This is a genomic window from Priestia aryabhattai (genome assembly GCF_023715685.1).
Taxonomy (GTDB): Bacteria; Bacillota; Bacilli; order Bacillales; family Bacillaceae_H; genus Priestia; species Priestia aryabhattai_B.
In genome coordinates this window covers 983,518-1,005,707 of record NZ_JAMBOQ010000001.1, presented here as the reverse complement: position 1 = coordinate 1,005,707, position 22,190 = coordinate 983,518, and the positions used below count along the sequence as shown (strand labels likewise).

Here is a 22,190-nt window from a genome sequence, read left to right as displayed (position 1 = left end):
AGGTTTATACAGTGAATATATGCGCTGTCAGTGTCCAAGCATGACAAGTATTGCTTAGACTAGAAAGAAATTTTACGCAAAATGTCAAACGGAAAGGAGGATCGATATGGCACATCCATTTATTTCAGCTTCGAAAGAACTTATACAGCCCGTCGTATCTAGCAAAATGGAAGAGTTTCATATGCTTGGATATGAAGAAGTAACGGAGAACGATTTATTGAGTTATTTGGAAATGAAAAAATGGAAAAAAGAAAAGGAGCTATCTCTCCATCAAGTTGTAAATGATATTTTATCTGTTAAGATCACACAGGTGATGAGCTATGTAACCATTGAATCTTATAAATCTGATATGTTCTCCAGTGTTAATAATGGAGAAGACTGGAAAGAATTATTAAAGTAGAGTTTGTAAAATACATGTATTAAAATTTGATAAGGTCTTTATTTGACAGACATTAGGTTATGAATGATAATTAGATTGGTCATTTATCTATTGTTATCATTTCATGTTTTTTACATAAGAAGGAGGATTTTTTGTCGATGGTTAAAAGAGGACGTATCGTTGCCTTTTTCCTCTTAGTACTGCTTGTGTTTAGTACAATCGGAACAACGATGACTGGAATTACAAAAGATATTAAACTTGGCCTCGACCTTCAAGGTGGATTTGAAATTTTATATAAAGTCAGTCCAGCTAAAAAAGGCGATGTCATTGACAAGAAGGCACTTAACAGCACGGTTGAAGCGCTGCGTCAACGTGTCGATGTACTGGGAGTTAGTGAGCCCAGCATTCAAATTGAAGGAGACGACCGCATCCGCGTTCAGCTAGCAGGTGTCACGAATCAAAAGCAAGCCAGAGAGCTGTTATCAACTCAAGCTAACTTAACGTTCCGTGATGTGAACGACAAAGTGCTGATGGATGGTACAGACTTAGCGCAAGGCGGAGCAAAGCAATCGTTTGACCAAAGCAATCAGCCTAGCGTCTCATTAAAGTTAAAAAATGCGAAAAAATTTGAAAAGATCACGCGAGAGCTTTCTCAAAAACCAGCACCTAACAATTTAATTGTCATTTGGCTGGATTATGAAGAAGGAAAAGACTCGTACCAAAAAGAAGCCGCAAAACAAAATCCGAAGTATCTGTCTGCAGCATCTGTTAACAGCGTGTTAACACAGCCAGATGTTGAGATTTCAGGTGGAAACTTCACAGTAAAAAGTGCAACGCAGCTGGCGGAATTGCTAAATGCTGGGTCGCTGCCAGTTAAATTAGATGAGCTATACTCTACATCCGTTGGAGCACAGTTTGGAGAAGAAGCTCTTCACACGACTATATTAGCGGGTATTATCGGCGTTGGAATTATTTTCCTTTACATGCTGTTTTTCTATCGTTTACCGGGGCTTGTTGCCGTCATTACACTCAGCTTCTATGTGTACTTAAACTTAGTTGTATTTGACTGGATGCACGTGGTTATGACGCTTCCAGGTATCGCGGCTCTCATTCTCGGCGTAGGTATGGCAGTAGATGCAAATATTATTACCTACGAGCGGATTAAAGATGAACTGAAAACAGGAAGGTCTGTTATATCGGCTTACCGGGCAGGAAATCGTCGCTCACTTGCGACCATTTTTGATGCCAATATTACAACGATGTTAGCGGCTCTTGTATTGTTCTTTTACGGTCAAAGTTCAGTAAAAGGATTTGCAACAACATTAATGATCGGAATTGTGCTAAGCTTTGTGACTGCTGTTTATGGTACGCGTTTATTAATGAGCCTTTTAGTAAACAGCCGCTGGTTTAATAAACGACCAGGCTACTTTGGTGTGAAGAAAGAGCAAATTCACGATTTAAGTAAGGACGACGGCACAACCGTTTTACCTACGCGTTGGGATAAAATTGACTTTGTTAAATACCGTAAAGCGTTCTTCACGTTTTCAAGCGTGCTCGTGATTATCGGTATTATATCGGTTGCTGTGTTCAGGCTGAACCTCGGTATTGACTTTACGAGCGGAACTCGCATAGAGATTCCGGCAAATCATACCGTTACGCAGGCTGAGATACAGCGTGAAATGAAGTCTCTCGATATCAAAACGGATGACGTAGTCATTACAGGAAAAAGTAACGATACGGGTGTTGTACGTGTAGTTGGGGTCTTGAATAAAAAAGAAATTGCAAATTTAAAAGATCACTTTAAAGATAAATACGGTTCTGAACCAAATGTAAGCACCGTTTCGCCGACAGTTGGAAAAGAACTGGCGAAAAATGCGATGCTTGCAATCCTGATTGCTTCAATCGGAATTATTATTTATGTAACCATCCGATTTGAGTTTTACATGGCGCTTGCAGCCGTACTTGCTCTGTTACATGATGCGTTCTTTATCGTTACCGTCTTCAGCTTAACAAGATTAGAAGTTGATTTAACCTTCATTGCCGCTATCTTGACAATTGTTGGTTACTCAATTAACGATACGATCGTTACGTTTGACCGCATTCGTGAAAATATGCAGAAATTTAAATCCAAAACGTTTGACGATTTGGCGTTTATCGTAAATCTAAGTTTGCGTGAAACGTTTACTCGTTCGATGAACACCGTGTTAACAGTTGTGATTGCAGTTGTAGCACTTCTTCTATTCGGAAGTGAATCGATTCAAAACTTCTCAATTGCCCTGTTAGTAGGTTTAATCCTTGGTGCATATTCATCTGTGTTTATTGCTGCTCAGCTATGGCTTGTGTGGAAAGGAAAACAGTTGAAGCGCGAAGAACAAAAAGAAGTAGAAAGCAAGTAATTCCAAAACGTGCGAAGTGTTCGCACGTTTTTTTGTGTATAAGAAATCAAGGCGCACTGTCAGAAAAATGTGCTTATTTTCTTTCGTTGCTCCATTTCATCCACTCTAGTATAATAATGTGGGTTAAGGGGTGAAGAGACATGTTACAGTCAAAAAAACGTTGGAATGTTCAAGAATGTGATGAACAACTTGTTAATGAATTTGTAGAAAACCTCAATATTACACCTCTAGTAGCTTCGTTATTACTTAATAGAGGCATGACAACAGTAGAAGCGGCACGTGAGTTTTTACACGTTGATGCACAAACATTCCACGATCCGTTTTTATTGCACGATATGGACAAAGCAGTAGCTCGTATTCAGCAAGCAATTGATCATAATGAAAAAATTATGATATATGGAGATTACGATGCGGACGGCGTCAGCAGTACTTCTGTTATGTTATCTGCTTTACAGCAGCTCGGCGCTGATGCTGATTTTTATATTCCTAATCGCTTTACAGAAGGTTATGGGCCGAATAAGGCAGCATTTGATAAAATAAACGCAGGCGGCTATCAGCTCGTGATTACGGTAGACACAGGTATTTCGGCAGTCGAAGAAACGGCGTATGCACGTGAATTAGATTTTGATTTAATTATTACTGATCACCACGAGCCGGGTCCGGTTTTACCGGATGCTTATGCAATTATTCATCCAAAGCTACCGGGAACTACATATCCATTTAAAGAACTAGCAGGTGTAGGAGTCGCCTTTAAACTCGCTCATGCGCTGTTAGGAGAGCTTCCTGAACATTTGTTAGAACTAGCAGTGATTGGGACGATTGCTGACTTAGTTCCTTTAGTCGACGAAAACCGCTTAATTGCTCGCAAAGGTCTTGACTATCTGAAGTTCACGAAGCGCACTGGAATTGAAGCGCTGCTGAGTGTATGTGGAGTAAAACGCGAAGAAATTACTGAAGATACAATTGGATTTGCCATGGCTCCGCGTATCAATGCAGTAGGACGTCTTCAAGATGCTGATCCAGCTGTCCACTTGCTTATGACAACAAATGCTGAAGAAGCAAAAGTTCTGGCTAAGGAAATTGATGCGTTAAACAAGGAAAGGCAGCAAATCGTAAACGATATTACGGAAGAAGCCGTTGAATTTGTTGAAGATATGTATCCTCCGGATGAAAACAGCGTTCTTATTGTAGAGGGAGAAGGCTGGAATGCAGGAGTTGTTGGAATTGTCGCTTCTAGGCTCGTAGAAAAGTTCTACAGACCAACAATTGTGCTAAGTATTGACTCAGAAAACCGGATTGCCAAAGGTTCAGCAAGAAGTATTGAAGGCTTTGATTTATTCGCGAACTTATCTAAATGTCGTGACATTCTGCCGCATTTTGGAGGGCATCCAATGGCAGCCGGCATGACATTAAACAGCGATGATGTAGAAGAGCTGCGCAGACGTCTAAATGAGCAAGCAAGTAACGTGTTAACCGCACAAGATTTTATTCCGATCACATCAGTTGATACAGTATGCACAACAGAGGAAATTACGCTTGAAAACATTGAACAAATGAGTGCTCTTGCTCCATTTGGTATGCATAATCCGAAGCCAAAAGTTCTCATTAAAGATGTTCATACAACATCTATGCGGAAAATTGGCGCTAATAAGAATCATTTGAAACTCGTATTTGAAGACAGCGGTGTATCGGTTGATGCAGTAGGATTTGGGTTAGGCTATATATTAGATGAAGTATCTCCTATAGCTAAGGTGTCATTAGTAGGTGAACTATCTATTAATGAGTGGAACAATATGCGCAAGCCGCAGCTGATGGTAGAAGATATTTCTGTAGATGAATGGCAGATGTTTGATTATCGCAGTGCGTTTGATGTGAAACGTTTCTTTGAGCAGGTATTTACGGATCAAATGAAAGTTGTTGCTTTTCACGCTTCAACAATTGATAAATACAAGTCGTTACTGCCGATGGAGCATGTTGTTCTTATTAAAAATGAAGAACAGGCAAAAGCATGTATGTTTGCAGGGGAACAGATCGTTTTATTAGATTTGCCTCCTTCACAGAAGTGGCTTGAATGTTTGTTTGTCCAAGGTATCCCTTCTAGAATATACGCTATTTTCTTAACGGAAGAAGACCATTATTTTGATACAATCCCAACTCGCGATCACTTTAAATGGTTTTACGGCTTTTTAGCGAAGAAGGGTCCTTTTGATTTAAAACGCTACAAAGAAGATCTAGCGATTCATAAGGGCTGGTCAAAAGAAACGATTGATTTTATGGCAAAGGTGTTTTTTGAGTTAGAATTTGTTACAATAAACAATGGCTTAATTTCGTTAGTGAAAAATTCTGCGAAACGTGATTTAATAGAATCTGCGACTTATCGCCAAAAGCAGCAGCAGATTGAAATAGAAAAAAACTTTATTTATACGTCATATGTACAGCTTAAAAATCAATTTCAAGATATTTTTAAGCGTTCGATTGAATGAGGAGGCAACATTAGAATGAATTTTAAAGATTATATTACAATTGTACCTGACTGGCCAAAACCAGGTATTACATTTAAAGATATCTCAACATTAATGGATAACGGTGATGCATACCGTGCCGCAACGGATGAGATTGTAAAATATGCGAAGGATAAACAAGTTGATATTATTGTAGGACCGGAAGCTCGCGGATTTATCGTTGGTTGTCCAGTAGCGTATGCGCTAGGTATCGGTTTTGCACCTGTTCGTAAAGAAGGAAAATTACCGCGTGAAGTAATCAAAGTAGATTACGGTTTAGAATACGGTAAAGATGTATTAACGATTCACAAAGATGCAATTAAGCCAGGTCAGCGCGTGTTGATTACAGATGATTTATTAGCAACAGGCGGTACAATTGAAGCGACAATTAAGCTTGTCGAAGAATTAGGCGGAATTGTTGTTGGAGCTGCGTTCTTAATTGAACTTTCTTACCTTGACGGCCGTGACAAACTAGACGGTTATGATGTATTCACATTAATGACGTATTAAGAAGAACGATCACATAAAAAAGAGTACCTGATACAGGTGCTCTTTTTTCGTTAAAAAACGTTAATACGTAAAATGGAAATGATGTAAATTTCATAAATTAGACGCAAAGGCTTTACATCCTTGGATTTTTTCAAGATAATAGTTACAATATGAATTAAAAATGCTAGTTGATAAAAGGTGATTTCATGGCAAATGAGCAAGTCCTAACAGCGGAACAGGTCATTGACAATACGAAGCGATATTTAAGTGAAGAAGATGTGGCTTTTGTACAAAAAGCATATGATTTTGCAAAAGAAGCTCACAAAGAACAATATCGCAAGTCGGGTGAACCATATATTATCCATCCGATTCAAGTCGCAGGAATTTTAGTTGATCTAGATATGGATCCAGCAACAATTGCAGCTGGGTTTCTACATGATGTGGTTGAAGATACAGAGATAACACTAAAGGATTTAGAAAAAGCTTTTAACGAAGAAGTAGCAATGTTAGTAGACGGCGTAACGAAACTTGGAAAAATTAAATATAAGTCTAAAGAAGAGCAGCAGGCTGAGAATCACCGTAAGATGTTTGTGGCAATGGCTCAAGATATTCGAGTCATATTGATCAAACTTGCGGATCGTCTTCATAACATGCGTACGCTCAAGCATTTACCACAGGAAAAGCAGCGACGCATTTCAAATGAAACGCTTGAAATTTTTGCTCCTCTTGCTCATCGTCTTGGGATTTCAAAAATTAAGTGGGAGCTTGAAGATACAGCTTTACGTTACTTAAATCCTCAGCAATATTATCGCATTGTAAATTTGATGAAGAAAAAGCGTGCGGAACGCGAGCAATATTTGGCTGAAGTTATTGATGAAGTTCGTGAGCAAGTAGATGAAGTGTCGATTAAAGTTGAAATTTCAGGACGTCCAAAACATATTTATTCCATCTATCGTAAAATGGCACTGCAAAACAAGCAGTTTAATGAAATTTACGATTTACTAGCTGTGCGCATTATTGTAAATAGCATTAAAGACTGCTATGCAGTGTTAGGAATTATTCACACGTGCTGGAAGCCAATGCCAGGACGTTTCAAAGATTATATTGCGATGCCAAAACAAAATATGTACCAGTCTCTTCATACGACGGTTATCGGACCAAAAGGCGATCCGTTAGAAGTTCAAATTCGAACGTTTGACATGCACCAAATTGCTGAGTATGGAATTGCTGCTCACTGGGCTTACAAAGAGGGAAAAACAGCTGAGCATGCTTCATTTGAAGAGAAGTTGACATGGTTTAGAGAAATTTTAGAATTTCAAAATGATGCAAATGATGCAGAAGAGTTTATGGAATCTCTAAAAGTTGATTTGTTTTCTGACATGGTTTACATCTTTACGCCAAAAGGCGACGTAATTGAGCTTCCTTCGGGTTCTGTTCCAATTGATTTTTCCTATCGTATTCATTCTGAAATCGGAAATAAAACCATTGGAGCGAAAGTCAACGGCAAGATGGTTACGCTTGATTACCGTTTGAAAACAGGGGACATTATTGAAATCTTGACGTCTAAGCATTCGTATGGTCCAAGCAAGGACTGGTTAAAGCTTGCTCAAACGTCTCAAGCTAAAAATAAAATTCGCCAATTCTTTAAAAAGCAAAGCCGCGATGAAAATATTGAAAAAGGCAAAGAACTGGTTGAAAAAGAAATTCGTCAAATGGAGTTTGACTTAAAAGAAGTGTTAACAGCTGATAATATCAAGCGAGTAGCGGAGAAATTTAATTTCTCAAATGAGGATGATATGTATGCAGCTATTGGATATAACGGATTAACTGCGGCTCAAGTAGCTAATCGTTTAACAGAGAAGTGGAGAAAGCAGCGCGATCAAGAACAGGAAATTCAAATTGATGATATTGCACGCGACACTGCAGCTAAGCGTGTTCGCCAGCATAAACGAAAAGATTCTGGTGTTATCGTACCAGGCGTAGATAATATGCTGATTCGCTTGTCTAAGTGCTGTAATCCAGTTCCTGGAGATGAGATTGTTGGATTTATTACAAAGGGACGAGGAGTATCTGTTCATAGAGCAGATTGTTTAAACGTTCACACAGATGATGCTGAAAGCCGCCTTATTCCTGTAGAGTGGGAAACACATATTAAAGAAGGCAAAGAGTTTAACGTGGAAATTGAAATTTCGGGCTACGACCGCCGAGGCTTACTAAATGAAGTTCTGCAGGTTGTAAACGAGACTAAAACGAATATTTCAGCCGTTTCAGGAAAATCGGACCGAAACAAAATGGCTACGATTCATATGTCAATTTCTATTCATAACATTAGTCATCTTCATAAAGTGGTCGAGCGCATTAAGCAGCTTCGAGACATTTATTCTGTGCGCCGAATTATGCATTAAGAAAGGTCGTTATACATGAGAGTAGTCGTACAAAGAGCAAAAGATGCAAAAGTAACTGTTGCAGGTGAGACGGTCGGTGAGATTAAGCATGGGTATATGCTTTTAGTCGGTATTACCCATGAGGATATTGAAGCCGATGCAGAGTATGTAGCGGACAAAATTGTAAATTTGCGAGTGTTTGAAGATGAGTCTGGCAAAATGAATTTGTCGCTTCTAGATGTAGAAGGGGAAATTTTATCGGTATCTCAATTTACGCTGTACGGAGATTGCCGAAAAGGCAGAAGACCAAACTTTATGGAAGCTGCTAGGCCAGATCATGCTTTAACGATTTACAACTATTTTAATAAAGTATTATCAGAAAAAAATATTCGAGTAGAAACCGGCGCATTTGGCGAAATGATGGACGTATCATTTACAAATGACGGACCAGTCACACTTATTGTAGAAAGCAAAGAAAAAACGCAGGCTCACAGATGAGTCTGCGTTTTTTCTTTGCTTTGAAAGTAGTGATTTAATCCTTCAGCGATAGCGGATGTAATCATTTGCTGATAACTGATGGAATTAATATACGTTTCTTCTCGCTCGTTGCTTAAAAAGCCCAGTTCAATTAATGTACTCGGACGTGTATTTTCGCGAAGAACATAATAGTTTCCAAAACGTTCTCCTTTGTCTTTCAAGTTTGCATGATTAATAAGTGACTGATGAATAGAATGTGTGAGTGGACTGTCCTGATGCTGATGGTAATAATACGTCATAAGGCCAGTTAGCTGTGAGCTGTTCGTACTGTTGTAGTGAATGCTTATAAAAGCATCTGCTTTAGTTGATTGTAGCGTGCGCTGTGAAAGTAGAAGGTACTCATCATGGCTGCGGGTTAAAATGACGTGTGCGCCTTCTTTTTGAAGTTTGTTTTGTAAAATAAGTGCTGTTCGGAGAGTGAGGTCTTTTTCATATGTGCCTTGTGTGCCGATGGCTCCCTTGTCTTTTCCTCCATGGCCTGCATCAACAATAATTATTTTGCCCTTTAGGTGCCGTAAGCTTTTACTCAGCGTATAAACAGGCTGGCGCTGTGCTACTTGCATGCTAGGCTGAACGCTGCGAAGCGCTACTGTCTTCGTGAATTTTTTAAACACCCAGCCTTGAATGTCCGAGCTTTCTACATAGTACCAATCTCCTTGACGGTCTGAAACTGATAGTCTTGTATCCTTTGTCAATTTATTCGTAATTGAAAATGAACGTCCTGGACCGCTCCGTACATAAAGAGAGTCAGCTGTTACAGCAATGGGTTGATGCACCGGTAGGTTTGGACGCTCAAATGAGGAAGAGCACAGTAACAAAAGGATACTTGCAGCCAAAGTAGATACAGACTTCATGTTTAGATAGCGAATAAATAGACCTCCTTTTTATAACAAAATAGAGTATTCGATGAAAATAAAAAAAATCCTCTCTTTTATGTAAAAACCTCTTTTTTGGGCAATGCTAATAAAAGGATAAGTAAGTGTAGGCAGGGAGGAAGAAACGATGAAGTTTAGTGAAAAAGGTGAACAATCATTTCAGCAGGTAAATCCGGTATTTGGCATTCATTTTCATGATTTTATTGATAGAGAAAGTGAAGCTTCATCCCTTGAATTGGCTTCTGAATTTGGTTTAACACTTCGAGATATTCAGAAACTAAGAAAACAGTTAGACCGTTCTTAACGCGAAAGGTGCTTGACAACTGCTCATTTCATTCGTAATATAGAAAGCAATTGCTAAATTAAAATGAATGTATAACATTTTTATAATGATAAGCCAAAGATCGAGAAAAGTAGTAAAGATGACACATGGCTAGAGAGGAAATGTCTTAGGCTGAAAGCATTTCTACATGATGACTTTATGAAAGAACACTCAGGAGGTTTCACTCTGAAAAGGGAAACTTAGTAGGAGATGAACGTGTTCGTGCGTTAACGAAATGAGTGGAAACATGTCATATGTTTCAATTAGGGTGGTACCACGTGAGATTAACTCTCGTCCCTACTATGGAAAAATAGTAGCGGCGAGAGTTTTTTTGTATTGTAAATTTTAAATATAGGAGGCATATCACGTTATGTCAGTTCAAATACCTAGAGGCACACAAGATATTTTACCGGGAAAAGTAGAATATTGGCAGTTTGTTGAACAGCGAGCAAGAGAAATTTGCCGTGCGTTCAACTACCAAGAAATTCGTACGCCAATGTTTGAACACACGGAATTGTTTTTACGCGGAGTGGGAGAAACAACGGATATCGTGCAAAAAGAAATGTACACATTTAAAGATCGCGGTGACCGCAGCTTAACGCTTCGTCCAGAAGGAACAGCTGCAGTTGGACGCTCATTTGTTTCAAATAAAATGTTTGGAAATCCAACGCAGCCAACAAAGCTGTTTTATATTGGTCCTATGTTTCGTTATGAACGACCTCAAGCGGGACGTTTCCGTCAATTCGTTCAGTTTGGTGTAGAAGCATTAGGAGTAAATGATCCAGCTATTGATGCTGAAGTTCTTGCACTGTTAATGAGCTTTTACCAATCGCTTGGATTGAAAAAATTAAAGTTGGTTGTTAACAGTTTAGGAGATACAGAAAGTCGTCAAGCTCACCGTCAGGCGCTTATCGATTACTTCGCACCTCGCATCGGAGAGTTTTGCAGCGACTGTCAAAGCCGATTGGAGAAAAATCCTCTTCGTATTTTAGACTGTAAAAAAGATCGTGATCATGAACTGATGGCTACAGCGCCGTCTATTCTTGATTATTTAAACGACTATTCAAAAGAATATTTTGAAAAAGTACAGCAGTACTTAACCGATTTAGACATTGACTATGTTGTAGATCCGACGCTAGTCCGCGGGTTAGATTATTATAATCACACAGCATTTGAACTAATGAGTGAAGCAGAAGGGTTTGGCGCCATTACAACTCTTTGCGGCGGAGGTCGTTATAATGGGTTGATTCAAGAAATCGGCGGACCTGAAACACCGGGTATCGGATTCGCTCTAAGTATCGAACGCTTATTATCTGCATTGGAAGCAGAAGGAATTGAGCTTCCGGTAGAAACAGGCGTAGATTGCTATGTAGTGACTATGGGCGATGAAGCGAAAGAGAAATCTGTTTCAATTGTAAATACGCTTCGACGCGCAGGCTTTGTAGCGGATAAAGATTATCAAGATAAAAAAATGAAAGCTCAGTTCAAAGCAGCTGATCGTGTACAAGCAAAATTTGTTGTTGTTCTAGGTGAAGATGAGCTAGCAAAACAAGTTGTAAACGTAAAGAATATGGAATCTGGCGAACAGCAAGAAGTATCAATTGATCAATTGGTTAGCTATTTGCAAGAACAAGTATAAGGGGGAACCATGATGACAAAACGTTCATACTACTGTGGAGATGTAACAGAACAAGCAACTGGCGAAACAGTTCTATTAAAAGGATGGGTTCAAAAACGCCGTGATTTAGGGGGATTAATCTTTATTGATTTACGCGACCGCGGCGGAGTTGTACAAGTTGTATTTAATCCTGAAAAATCTGCTGAAGCGCTAAAAATTGCTGAAGATGTACGTAATGAGTTCGTACTAGAAGTGCAAGGAACTGTGGTAGCTCGTGAAGAGGGAACCGTTAATCCGAACTTAAAAACAGGTAAAATTGAAGTTCACGCTGAGCAGATTACGGTGTTAAACAAAGCCAAAACACCTCCTTTTGCAATTGCGGATCAAACGGAAGTATCAGAAGATGTTCGATTAAAATATCGTTATTTAGACCTTCGACGTTCTGAAATGTTCAATACGCTTAAAATGCGCAATGACATTACAAAAACAATTCGTGACTTCTTAGATCAAAATGACTTTTTAGATGTTGAAACACCTATTTTAACGAAAAGCACGCCAGAAGGCGCACGTGATTATCTTGTGCCAAGCCGCGTGCACGAAGGTGAATTTTATGCTCTTCCTCAATCACCGCAAATCTTTAAGCAGCTGCTAATGGTAAGCGGAGTTGAGCGTTATTATCAAATTGCTCGCTGCTTCCGTGATGAGGACTTGCGTGCAGATCGTCAGCCTGAATTCACTCAAATCGATATTGAAACATCATTTTTATCTCAAGAGGACATCATGACAATGACAGAAGAAATGATGTCTAAAGTAATGAAGCGTGTAAAAGATTTAGATGTAACGACTCCTTTCCCACGGATGTCATATGATGAAGCGATGAGTCGCTACGGTTCAGATAAGCCGGATACACGTTTTGAAATGGAACTAGTTAACTTATCAGAGCTTGTAAAAGACTGCGGGTTCAAAGTATTTAGCGCAGCAGTTGAAAACGGCGGAGAAGTAAAAGCGATTAACGTAAAAGGTGCCGCGTCTAGCTATTCACGTAAAGATATTGATGCCTTAACAGAATTCGTGAAAATTTACGGAGCTAAAGGATTAGCATGGCTGAAAGTTGAAGCAGACGGCTTAAAAGGACCAATTGCAAAATTCTTTAATGAAGATGAGCAAAAACAATTTGCTGAAGCTCTTCAAACAGAAGAAGGAGATTTACTTTTATTTGTAGCTGATAAAAAGTCAGTTGTAGCAGATGCGCTTGGCGCTCTTCGTCTAAAGCTTGCAAAAGAACAAGGAATTATTGATGAAACGAAATTTAACTTCCTATGGGTAACAGATTGGCCTCTTCTTGAGCATGACGAAGAAGACAACCGTTACTACGCGGCTCATCATCCATTCACAATGCCAGTTCGTGAAGATTTACCAATGTTAGAGAGCGATCCTGGGCAAGTTCGTGCACAAGCATATGACTTAGTATTGAATGGTTACGAACTTGGCGGAGGATCTCTACGTATTTATGAGCGTGATATTCAAGAAAAAATGTTTAAAACGCTTGGATTTACATTAGAAGAAGCATATGAGCAGTTCGGTTTCTTACTCGAAGCATTTGAATACGGTACTCCTCCTCACGGTGGAATTGCGTTAGGTCTTGACCGTTTAGTTATGCTTCTAGCAGGACGCACAAACTTGCGTGATACAATTGCCTTCCCTAAAACAGCAAGTGCAAGTTGTCTATTAACAAACGCACCTGGTGAAGTAAGTGAAGCGCAATTAGACGAGTTACATTTGCAGATAAAAAAGCAAAAAACAGAAGCATAATCGATTGAACTGTCTGTTAAATCGAGCCTGTCACCTGAACATGACAGACTCGATTTTTTTTGTTTTACTTATTAATTGCAAAGTGATTTTTTCTGTGATAAGATACTTTCAAGAACTAAATAGTCCTGATGTGTTCGTCCTTAATCCAGTTTTGACCGAACAATTTTTTGCTTGGGAGCTCGGAGTTTTTAACGAGCGTACATGCCTCATCTCGAGGACTTACAATGGTTAAAGCAGAGCACCCACCTGCCGAGAGCGGGTTCAAAACGAAGGCACTCGAGACGGCACAATCGGGACTAGCGTACATATAAGAAATCCTCTATGTAATTATTTGCATAGAGTTTTTTTATGGATAAATAACGAATGCTCATGTTCGTTTTGCTAAAAATATGGTATAGTCAATTTCGTTGTTTATTTGAATTATTCATACACCATGGTGTATTTAATAGAGGAGTGTTTTAAAATGTTGCATCAGTTTTCGCGTAATGAACTGGCGATAGGAAAAGAAGGGCTAGCTACTTTAAAAGGCAGCACAGTTGCTATCTTAGGGATAGGGGGAGTAGGGTCATTTTCTGCTGAGGCTTTGGCCCGGTCAGGAGTAGGGCGTTTAATTCTTGTAGATAAAGACGATGTTGATATTACGAACGTAAATCGTCAAATTCACGCGCTGCTTTCTACGGTAGGTCAGCCCAAGACAGAATTAATGAAAAAGCGTATTTTAGATATTAACCCAGACTGTGACGTCGTTTCTCTTCAAATGTTTTATACGGAAGAAACGTATGAAGAGTTCTTTAGTTATAAACCGGACTTTGTAGTGGATGCATCCGATACGATTTCGTATAAAATTCATTTAATGAAAGAATGTTTAAAACGTGATATTCCGATTATTTCAAGTATGGGTGCTGCGAATAAAATGGATCCCACACGTTTTAAAATTGCAGACATTTCAAAGACACATACAGATCCGATTGCAAAAGTGGTTCGCACTCGTCTGCGTAAAGAAGGAATTCGCAAAGGAATTAACGTCGTTTTTTCTGATGAACGTCCAATCGTTATTCGCGAAGAAGTTCGCAAAGAAGTAGGAAATGATCAAGCGCAAATTCGCAAAGCGAAAATGCCCCCATCTTCTAATGCTTTTGTTCCATCTGTAGCAGGATTAATTATGGGCGGTCATGTTATCAATGAATTATTAAGTGATATTAAGATTCGTCGCGTAGGTGATGAATAAAAAGAAGGCTATTGTAGCCTTCTTTTTTTTATGGAAATATCTGTTCTATTTATGCTTTGGATGGAATCTTCTGTGTGATATATATAAAAAGTACTAATAAATTGAAAAATGTGGATTGATGGTGAATTTACACGGTATTAAAAAAAGAGATTTATGTAAATTTATTTAACGCTGTATTTACATAAAATTTACGTTTTCGCTTTCTTTCTTTTGAATCTTATACAGTAACATTCAGAAGTCCTTATATATCAAGGGTTTTGATAGAAACAAGAAAAAATAAACCCCAAATAAGTAAGTTTACAGTAACTTAAAATTCACTTTATATAAAGACAACAATCTACTCGTATAATGTGTCTTGTACCTGTTGTTCGAGTACAAAGGACTAGTACTAATTACACATACATTTATTGGAGGGTAATGCAATGAAAACAAAGGGTTTTAAAGTAACATTAGCAGCTTTTTTAATGGTAGGAGCACTAGCAGCATGTGGTAAAGAGGGAGCAAGCAACGACAGTGGTTCGGGCAGCAAAGAAGAAGTGTCAGGTACGTTAACAGCGGCAGGATCTACAGCTTTACAACCACTTGCAGAAGAAGCAGCGAATGGAATTACTGAAAAATATCCAAACCTTTCAGTAACGGTACAAGGTGGAGGTAGTGGAACTGGTGTTAACCAAGTAGCATCAGGAGCAGTTGACATTGGAAACTCTGATGTTCCAGCAGCCGATAAAATCGAAGATAAATCAAAAGCAGATAAACTTGTCGATACGAAAGTAGCGGGCATTGGGTTCGCACTTGTTGTAAATAAAGATGTAAAAGTAGAATCGTTAACAAAAGAGCAAATTCAAAAGATTTTCTCTGGTGAAATTAAAAACTGGAAAGAAGTTGGCGGAAACGACGAAAAAATCAACGTAATCAACCGTCCAGCATCATCTGGTACACGTGCTACATTTGAGAAAACATTAATGGGTGACGCAAAAGTAAATGACAGCGTTGGTACAGCTCAAGATTCAAATGGAGCGGTTGAGCAATCAGTAAACTCAACGCCAGGAGCAGTAAGTTACCTTGCTATGTCGTATTTAATTGGCGATAAAAAAGAAAGTTTAAAAATGCTTAATATTGATGGTGTGGAGCCAACAACAGAAAACATTGTTTCTGAAAAATATCCGTTCTGGTCTTATGAGTACATGATTACAAACGGTGAGCCAAAAGATGGTGCAAAAGAGTACATTGACTATGTAGCTGGTAAAGACTTTGCTAAGCAAGTAGAAGATATGGGTTATATCCCAATGACTGAGTTCAAAAAATAAGAGTGTTTTTAAAAAGAATAGGGCTGACTAACACAGTCAGTCTTATTCTATTTGAATGTTAATAAAGTATATAGCGAATAAAAAGAAAAGCGAATATATACGGAATATGTAAGGAGACAGAGCGATGAAGGGGAAAAAATCCATTAATTATGTAAAAAGCGAATACATTGGCCGTACGCTTTCTACATTTTGCGGTATTTTAATTGTACTTGTTACGTTAGCTATTATCGTATTTATTTGTGAAAAAGGCATACAGTCATTTTTACAAAGCAATATATCAATCGGTGAAATGTTGACTTCAACAAAATGGAGCCCGAACAACAAAGAATACGGGGCACTTGTATTTATTCTGGGTTCCATGCTTGTATCAATCGGAGCCGTTATTATAAGCGCTCCAATTGGAATTGCTATCGCCATTTTTAACAACTATATTTCGCCTAAATTTGGTTCAACGGTTTTACGACCGGTTTTAGAACTTTTAGTTGGAGTTCCTTCGGTGGTATACGGTCTTTTAGGGGTTACAATCTTAGTGCCGCTTCTTCGCGATAACTTCGGCGGAGTGGGCTTTAGTTTGATTGCCGGAATTATTGTTCTAAGCGTCATGATTCTTCCGACAATTGCAAGTATTGCTGACGATGCAATTCGAAGTGTAGCACCTGAATATTTAGAAGCTTCTTATGGATTAGGTTCAACAAGATGGCAGGCAATTAGCCGAGTGATTATTCCATCTGCTAAAACAGGTATTTTAACAGGTATCGTGTTAGGGCTTGCCCGCGCATTCGGAGAAGCGCTAGCTGTTCAAATGGTTATCGGAAATACGGTTAAGCTTCCTGAAAGCTTATATAGCCCAACGGCAACATTAACAGGCATTTTAACAATGGATATGTCTAATACGTTAAACGGAACGGCATGGAATAACGCATTGTGGACGTTAGCCATGATTTTACTGCTTATTTCTTTCGTGTTCATTTTAATTATCCGAGCAATTGGGAAACGAGGTGCTCATCAATGAGAAATAAAAATGCGCGCACAGTAAATAATATATGGACAGGTATTTTTTATGGCATTGCCGCTCTAGTTGTTGTGCTATTAGTGTATTTAGTTGTTGAAATTATCGCCAAGGGCTGGGGGTTTTGGGATCCGAACTTTTTATTTGGAAAGCCAAGCAATACGATGGCAGGAGGCGGTATCGGACCGCAGCTATTTAACTCGTTCTACATGCTTGTTTTAACCCTGATCATTTCAATTCCTCTTGGTTTAGGAGCCGGAATTTATTTAGCGGAGTACGCGAAGCAAGGTCGTTTCTTAAATTTCGTCCGCTTATGTATTGAGACAATGGCGTCATTACCGTCCATTGTAGTTGGTTTATTTGGATTATTAATTTTCGTAACATTTTCAGGCTGGGGCTATACGCTTATCGGCGGAGCACTTGTGATTACGATTTTAAATTTACCGGGTTTAACGCGCGTATGTGAAAGTGCGATTGCATCTGTTCCTGCGAGTGTAAAAGAAGCGAGTTTAGGTTTGGGTGCGACTAAATGGCAAACAATTGTCAAAGTAGTCATTCCATCAGCGATTCAACAAATTATCACAGGCGTTATTTTAACAGCGGGACGAATCTTTGGAGAGGCAGCTGCGTTGATTTATACGGCTGGCTTAACGACGCCAATGTTAAATTCAAACGCCGACTTAACAAGCCCTGTAAACCCGTTTAATATTTTTCGACCAGCAGAGACGCTTGCCGTCCACATTTGGAAATTAAACTCGGAAGGAATCGTACCTGATGCAAGATTGATTGCAACAAAGTCAGCTGCTATTCTAATCATTATGGTTCTGTTGTTTAACATAGTCGCTCGTTTAGTCGCGAAACTTTTAGACAGCTATTTTAAAGGTTCAACAAAAACGAAAAAACGAAAAGACGTTAAAAGTGCAGCTTAATATATAAAGACAAAAAAGAAAATGGCTTTGAAACTGAGCATCAGTTTCAGCCATTTTCTTTTTTTAATGTCTCTAAACGATTGAAAACTTTTGAAAAGTATTTTTCTTGTCCATTTTGTTTAGGATGAAAATATTGTTTGTTTTTGATGCGATCCGGTAAATACTGTTGAGGGACCCATCCGTTCTCAAAATCATGCGGGTATTGATATTCAACGCCTCGGCCAAGGTTCTCTGCTCCTTTGTAATGAGCATCCTTCAAATGAGGGGGAACGTTGCCGGACATACCTTTTTTAATATCACTTATGGCTTTATCTAATGCTTTGTAAGCAGCGTTGGACTTCGGTGATAGGCAAAGCTCAATAACGGCGTTTGCAAGCGGGATACGTGCTTCTGGAAGTCCTAATCGCTCAGTTGCTTGAATAGCTGCTAGAGTTCTCATGCCAGCATCCGGATCAGCTAGTCCAATGTCTTCATAGGCAATGACTAAAAGGCGACGATTGATGCTGATCAAGTCTCCTGCTTCAAGCAGCCGTCCCAAATAGTGAAGAGCGGCATTTACGTCGCTGCCGCGAATCGATTTTTGAAAAGCGGATAATACATCATAGTGAGCGTCACCATTTTTATCATGTGAAAAATATTTTTGCTGCAGACATTCTTCCGCCGTTTGTAAGGTGATAACGATTTTACCATCGCTTTCACTTGTTGATAAAACAGCCAGTTCAAGAGCATTCAAAGCTGAGCGCACGTCACCATTACAGCTGTTGGCAAAGTGGTTCATGGCGTCATTTTCTACGACAATTTTTCTGTCGCCAAATCCGTTAGATGAATCGTTGAGCGCTCTTGTTAACGCCATTTTGATATCATTTGGTGTAAGGGATTTTAATTCGAAGATTTGGCATCTGCTTCGAATAGCAGGGTTAATCGCGTGATAAGGATTGCTAGTTGTCGCTCCGATTAAAATAATCATGCCATTTTCTAAATAAGGAAGCAAAAAGTCTTGCTTGGCTTTGTCAAGACGATGAACTTCATCTAACAGCAGAATCACTTTGCCTGACATTTTAGCTTCCTCAGCAACAATTTCCATATCTTTTTTATTGTTTACAACGGCATTTAACTGACGAAAAGCCGTGTTGGTTGTTTTAGCAATAGCTGTGGCAATTGTTGTCTTTCCAACACCTGGAGGTCCATATAAAATCATTGAGCTTAAATGGTTTGCTTTTACCATTCGATAAATCATTTTATCTTTGCCAACTAAATGCTGCTGTCCAATGACGTCATCTAAATAAGTGGGACGCATTCGAAATGCGAGAGGTTTTGTAGCCATGTTTGTCTCCTTTCTTTTCTTTCACTGTATCATAAGAGGTGAATAGTTGGTCAAAATTTATCTTATAGGCATAGTATGCTATAATATCAACAGTTGCATTTGCAAGAAACGTGTAGAGAGAAGTTCATATAGCTTAGTAAAAAACGACTCATCACAGCATTCAGTGACAACGTGAGAGTCTTATTTTTTTCATAAATAAAAAAAGTGTATTGAAGGAGTGTATCGTATGAAAATTTCAACAAAAGGACGCTACGGTTTAACGATTATGATTGAGCTTGCGAAGCGCTTTGGCGAAGGCCCTATCTCGCTTAAAACCATTGCTCAAACGCACGACTTATCTGAACATTATTTAGAGCAGCTTATTTCACCACTGCGTAACGCCGGACTTGTAAAAAGCGTGCGCGGAGCTTATGGAGGTTACATCTTAGCAAATGAACCTGCTAATATTACTTCTGGTGATATTATTTCTGTTTTAGAAGGTCCTATTAGTCCTGTAGAAGGAATTGAAGATGAAGAGCCTGCAAAACGCGAGCTGTGGATTCGTATTCGAGATGCAGTTAAAGAAGTATTAGATAGTACAACGCTTGAGGATTTAGCGAATCATTCTGATGATGATCAAGCGTCTTATATGTTTTATATTTAATAATGAGCTAGGAGGCGTTTATTTTGGAACGTATTTATGTTGATCATGCAGCAACGTCTCCAATACATCCAGCAGTCGTTGAAAAAATGACGACTTTTATGCATGAGTACTTTGGGAATCCGTCTAGTATTCATCACTACGGGCGAGAAAGTCGACGCTATTTAGATGAAGCTCGCCAAACGATTGCAGCAAGTATTGGAGCACAAGAAAATGAACTTATTTTTACAAGTGGTGGAACAGAAGCAGATAATATGGCACTGATCGGAGTAGCTCTTGGAAACCGCCATAAAGGAAATCATATTATTACCACGCAAATTGAACACCACGCTGTGCTTCATACGTGTGAATACTTAGAGACACAGGGTTTTGAAGTGACGTATTTGCCTGTTAACAAGTACGGACAAGTGTCTGTGGATGAAATAAAATCAGCCCTAACGGATCGAACAATTCTTGTTTCGGTGATGTTTGGAAATAATGAAGTAGGTGCTATTCAGCCAATTGAAGAAATTGGGACTCTATTAAAAGAGCATGGAGCATATTTCCACACGGATGCAGTGCAAGCTTATGGATTAATTCCGTTAAATGTGCAACAATTAGGTGTCGATCTTTTATCCGTTTCGGCTCATAAAATTAACGGACCAAAAGGGATTGGCTTTTTATATGCAGCTGCTCACGTTTCTCTGTCTCCTTTGCTATTTGGAGGAGAACAAGAGCGCAAACGACGAGCTGGAACAGAGAACATGACAAGTATCGTCGGGTTTGAAGAAGCTGTGAAAATTTCGCAACAAACGCTGCAAACACGTGCAGATGAATATAGAAGATACAAAGAAATAATGGTAGCTGTGTTGAAAGAAGAAGGTATTTCATTTGAAATTAACGGACATCTTGAAAATTCTCTGCCACATGTGTTAAATTTATCATTTCCAAAAACAAATGTTGAATCGATGCTGGTAAATTTAGACTTAGCAGGAATTGCAGCATCGAGTGGTTCAGCTTGCACAGCGGGAGCAATTGATCCTTCTCATGTGCTTGTTGCTATGTTTGGAAAAGGTTCTGAACGTTTAACAACTTCTATTCGATTTAGCTTTGGCTTAGGAAACTCAGCTGAGCAAATTGAAAAAACCGCACGTCAAACAGCAAACATCGTTAAGCGACTAACGATGTAAATAGCAGCCATCAGTAGGGTCTTCATCCCTCACTGATGGTTTGTGTCGTTTCTTTCGCTTTTTAGCGAACAATTTAATTAAAATGAAGAAAACGGAGGTGGCGAAGTTGACAAAATCACCTAAAGATACACGTGTAGTAGTCGGAATGAGCGGAGGCGTTGATTCATCTGTAGCAGCTCTTTTATTAAAACAACAAGGATACGATGTGATCGGAATCTTTATGAAAAACTGGGACGATACGGATGAAAATGGCGTTTGTACTGCGACTGAAGATTATAACGATGTTATTCGCGTATGTAATCAAATTGGTATTCCCTACTATGCAGTCAACTTTGAAAAACAATATTGGGATAAAGTATTTACCTACTTTTTAGATGAATATAAAGCAGGTCGCACACCGAATCCTGATGTAATGTGTAATAAAGAAATTAAATTCAAAGCCTTTTTAGAGCATGCAATGACGCTAGGAGCAGACTATCTAGCGACAGGACATTATGCACGCGTTGCGTATCGTGACGGGGAGTATAAAATGCTTCGAGGCGTGGATGGAAATAAAGATCAAACGTATTTCTTAAATCAATTAGGACAAGATCAGCTGTCCAAAGTAATGTTCCCGATTGGTGAAATTGAGAAATCAAAAGTGCGTGAAATTGCGAAAGAAGCAGGCCTTGCTACAGCAACGAAAAAAGATAGCACAGGTATTTGCTTTATTGGTGAACGCAACTTCAAAGAATTTTTAAGTCAGTATCTTCCTGCTCAGCCAGGTATGATGCAAACGCTTGACGGCGAAGTGAAAGGCAAGCATGACGGTCTCATGTACTATACAATTGGTCAACGCCATGGTTTAGGCATCGGAGGCAGCGGTGAACCTTGGTTTGTAGTCGGAAAAGATTTAGAAAAAAATGTTTTGTACGTCGATCAAGGCTTTCACAATGAGCTGCTCTATTCTACATCTCTTACAGCAACCAATGTCAGCTGGGTAAGCGACCGTGACTGGTCGTCGCCAATGACGTGCACAGCAAAATTCCGCTATCGTCAAACTGATTCAGCAGTAACCGTTGAAAAAGTCGATGCTGATACAATTAAAGTTATTTTTGCTGAACCTGTTCGCGCAATTACACCAGGTCAAGCAGTTGTGTTTTACAAAGATGATGAATGTCTTGGTGGAGCAACAATTGACAAAGTATTTCAAGAAGAAGAGCAAATCTGGTACGTATAATTCATATAAGCAAGAACGAAAAACCTCGGCCGTATATAGCTGAGGTTTTTCT

Annotated in this window: 18 protein-coding genes, 1 other RNA gene and 1 other annotated feature; of the genes, 17 read left to right on the top strand and 2 right to left on the bottom strand. The window is 39.1% G+C overall.

Features of this window, described 5'->3' with window-relative positions; translation table 11 throughout:
• Window positions 1-106: 106 nt before the first annotated feature.
• The 6 genes from M3225_RS05225 to dtd all read left to right on the top strand — a co-directional run bounded on the left by M3225_RS05225 (window position 107) and on the right by dtd (window position 8,647).
• Window positions 107-400 (top strand): post-transcriptional regulator, encoded by a 294-nt coding sequence (locus M3225_RS05225; protein WP_251391517.1) that lies wholly within the window; start codon window positions 107-109, stop codon window positions 398-400.
• A gap of 137 nt (window positions 401-537) precedes the next feature.
• The gene (secDF, locus tag M3225_RS05220; RefSeq protein ID WP_251391515.1) at window positions 538-2,775 is read left to right on the top strand and encodes a protein translocase subunit SecDF; all 2,238 of its coding nucleotides are present in this window, start codon (window positions 538-540) and stop codon (window positions 2,773-2,775) included.
• A 140-nt stretch (window positions 2,776-2,915) separates the two neighbouring features.
• Window positions 2,916-5,258, top strand: coding sequence for a single-stranded-DNA-specific exonuclease RecJ (gene recJ / locus M3225_RS05215; protein WP_251391513.1), 2,343 nt, complete (start codon window positions 2,916-2,918; stop codon window positions 5,256-5,258).
• Between the two features lie 15 nt (window positions 5,259-5,273).
• A complete protein-coding gene (locus tag M3225_RS05210) occupies window positions 5,274-5,786 on the top strand; it encodes an adenine phosphoribosyltransferase (RefSeq protein WP_251391511.1) in 513 nt (170 codons plus the stop codon).
• 185 nt (window positions 5,787-5,971) lie between these two features.
• Window positions 5,972-8,170 carry a RelA/SpoT family protein gene (locus M3225_RS05205; RefSeq protein ID WP_116073761.1) on the top strand — a complete coding sequence of 733 codons (2,199 nt, stop codon included), beginning with the start codon at window positions 5,972-5,974 and terminating at the stop codon, window positions 8,168-8,170.
• A 15-nt stretch (window positions 8,171-8,185) separates the two neighbouring features.
• Window positions 8,186-8,647 (top strand): D-aminoacyl-tRNA deacylase, encoded by a 462-nt coding sequence (gene dtd, locus M3225_RS05200; RefSeq protein WP_251391509.1) that lies wholly within the window; start codon window positions 8,186-8,188, stop codon window positions 8,645-8,647.
• On the opposite strand, the gene M3225_RS05195 is transcribed toward dtd, so the two are convergent.
• A complete protein-coding gene (locus M3225_RS05195; protein ID WP_251391507.1) occupies window positions 8,638-9,522 on the bottom strand; it encodes an N-acetylmuramoyl-L-alanine amidase in 885 nt (294 codons plus the stop codon). The two genes, dtd and M3225_RS05195, sit on opposite strands and share 10 nt — an antisense overlap.
• 166 nt (window positions 9,523-9,688) lie before the next feature.
• On the opposite strand from M3225_RS05195, the gene M3225_RS05190 reads away from it, so the two are divergent.
• The 8 genes from M3225_RS05190 to pstA all read left to right on the top strand — a co-directional run bounded on the left by M3225_RS05190 (window position 9,689) and on the right by pstA (window position 17,786).
• On the top strand, window positions 9,689-9,865 hold the full coding sequence (locus M3225_RS05190; RefSeq protein ID WP_013059305.1) for a hypothetical protein: 177 nt from the start codon (window positions 9,689-9,691) through the stop codon (window positions 9,863-9,865).
• An 87-nt stretch (window positions 9,866-9,952) separates the two neighbouring features.
• Window positions 9,953-10,185: a binding site (T-box leader), on the top strand.
• Between the two features lie 68 nt (window positions 10,186-10,253).
• Window positions 10,254-11,522 (top strand): histidine--tRNA ligase, encoded by a 1,269-nt coding sequence (hisS, locus tag M3225_RS05185; protein ID WP_251391505.1) that lies wholly within the window; start codon window positions 10,254-10,256, stop codon window positions 11,520-11,522.
• A 12-nt stretch (window positions 11,523-11,534) separates the two neighbouring features.
• Window positions 11,535-13,313: an aspartate--tRNA ligase gene (gene aspS, locus M3225_RS05180; protein ID WP_251391503.1), complete on the top strand. Its 1,779-nt coding sequence runs from the start codon at window positions 11,535-11,537 to the stop codon at window positions 13,311-13,313.
• 119 nt (window positions 13,314-13,432) lie between these two features.
• A non-coding RNA gene (gene ssrS / locus M3225_RS05175) (6S RNA) lies at window positions 13,433-13,614 on the top strand.
• A 162-nt stretch (window positions 13,615-13,776) separates the two neighbouring features.
• On the top strand, window positions 13,777-14,541 hold the full coding sequence (locus M3225_RS05170; RefSeq protein WP_013059302.1) for a tRNA threonylcarbamoyladenosine dehydratase: 765 nt from the start codon (window positions 13,777-13,779) through the stop codon (window positions 14,539-14,541).
• Between the two features lie 422 nt (window positions 14,542-14,963).
• The gene (locus tag M3225_RS05165; protein WP_251391501.1) at window positions 14,964-15,848 is read left to right on the top strand and encodes a phosphate ABC transporter substrate-binding protein PstS family protein; all 885 of its coding nucleotides are present in this window, start codon (window positions 14,964-14,966) and stop codon (window positions 15,846-15,848) included.
• Between the two features lie 124 nt (window positions 15,849-15,972).
• Window positions 15,973-16,860: a phosphate ABC transporter permease subunit PstC gene (gene pstC, locus M3225_RS05160; protein WP_013059300.1), complete on the top strand. Its 888-nt coding sequence runs from the start codon at window positions 15,973-15,975 to the stop codon at window positions 16,858-16,860.
• Window positions 16,857-17,786, top strand: coding sequence for a phosphate ABC transporter permease PstA (pstA, locus tag M3225_RS05155; protein WP_251391499.1), 930 nt, complete (start codon window positions 16,857-16,859; stop codon window positions 17,784-17,786). The genes pstC and pstA overlap by 4 nt, the downstream gene beginning before the upstream one ends.
• A gap of 46 nt (window positions 17,787-17,832) precedes the next feature.
• On the opposite strand, the gene M3225_RS05150 is transcribed toward pstA, so the two are convergent.
• Window positions 17,833-19,110 carry a replication-associated recombination protein A gene (locus tag M3225_RS05150; RefSeq protein WP_251391497.1) on the bottom strand — a complete coding sequence of 426 codons (1,278 nt, stop codon included), beginning with the start codon at window positions 19,108-19,110 and terminating at the stop codon, window positions 17,833-17,835.
• 226 nt (window positions 19,111-19,336) lie between these two features.
• On the opposite strand from M3225_RS05150, the gene cymR reads away from it, so the two are divergent.
• From cymR to mnmA, 3 genes are all read left to right on the top strand, one after another.
• Entirely contained in the window at window positions 19,337-19,753 is a 417-nt protein-coding gene (gene cymR / locus M3225_RS05145; protein ID WP_016765621.1) for a cysteine metabolism transcriptional regulator CymR, read from the top strand.
• A 23-nt stretch (window positions 19,754-19,776) separates the two neighbouring features.
• Window positions 19,777-20,919 carry a cysteine desulfurase family protein gene (locus tag M3225_RS05140; protein ID WP_251391495.1) on the top strand — a complete coding sequence of 381 codons (1,143 nt, stop codon included), beginning with the start codon at window positions 19,777-19,779 and terminating at the stop codon, window positions 20,917-20,919.
• A gap of 106 nt (window positions 20,920-21,025) precedes the next feature.
• Window positions 21,026-22,138: a tRNA 2-thiouridine(34) synthase MnmA gene (gene mnmA / locus M3225_RS05135; protein WP_251391493.1), complete on the top strand. Its 1,113-nt coding sequence runs from the start codon at window positions 21,026-21,028 to the stop codon at window positions 22,136-22,138.
• Window positions 22,139-22,190: the final 52 nt, after the last annotated feature.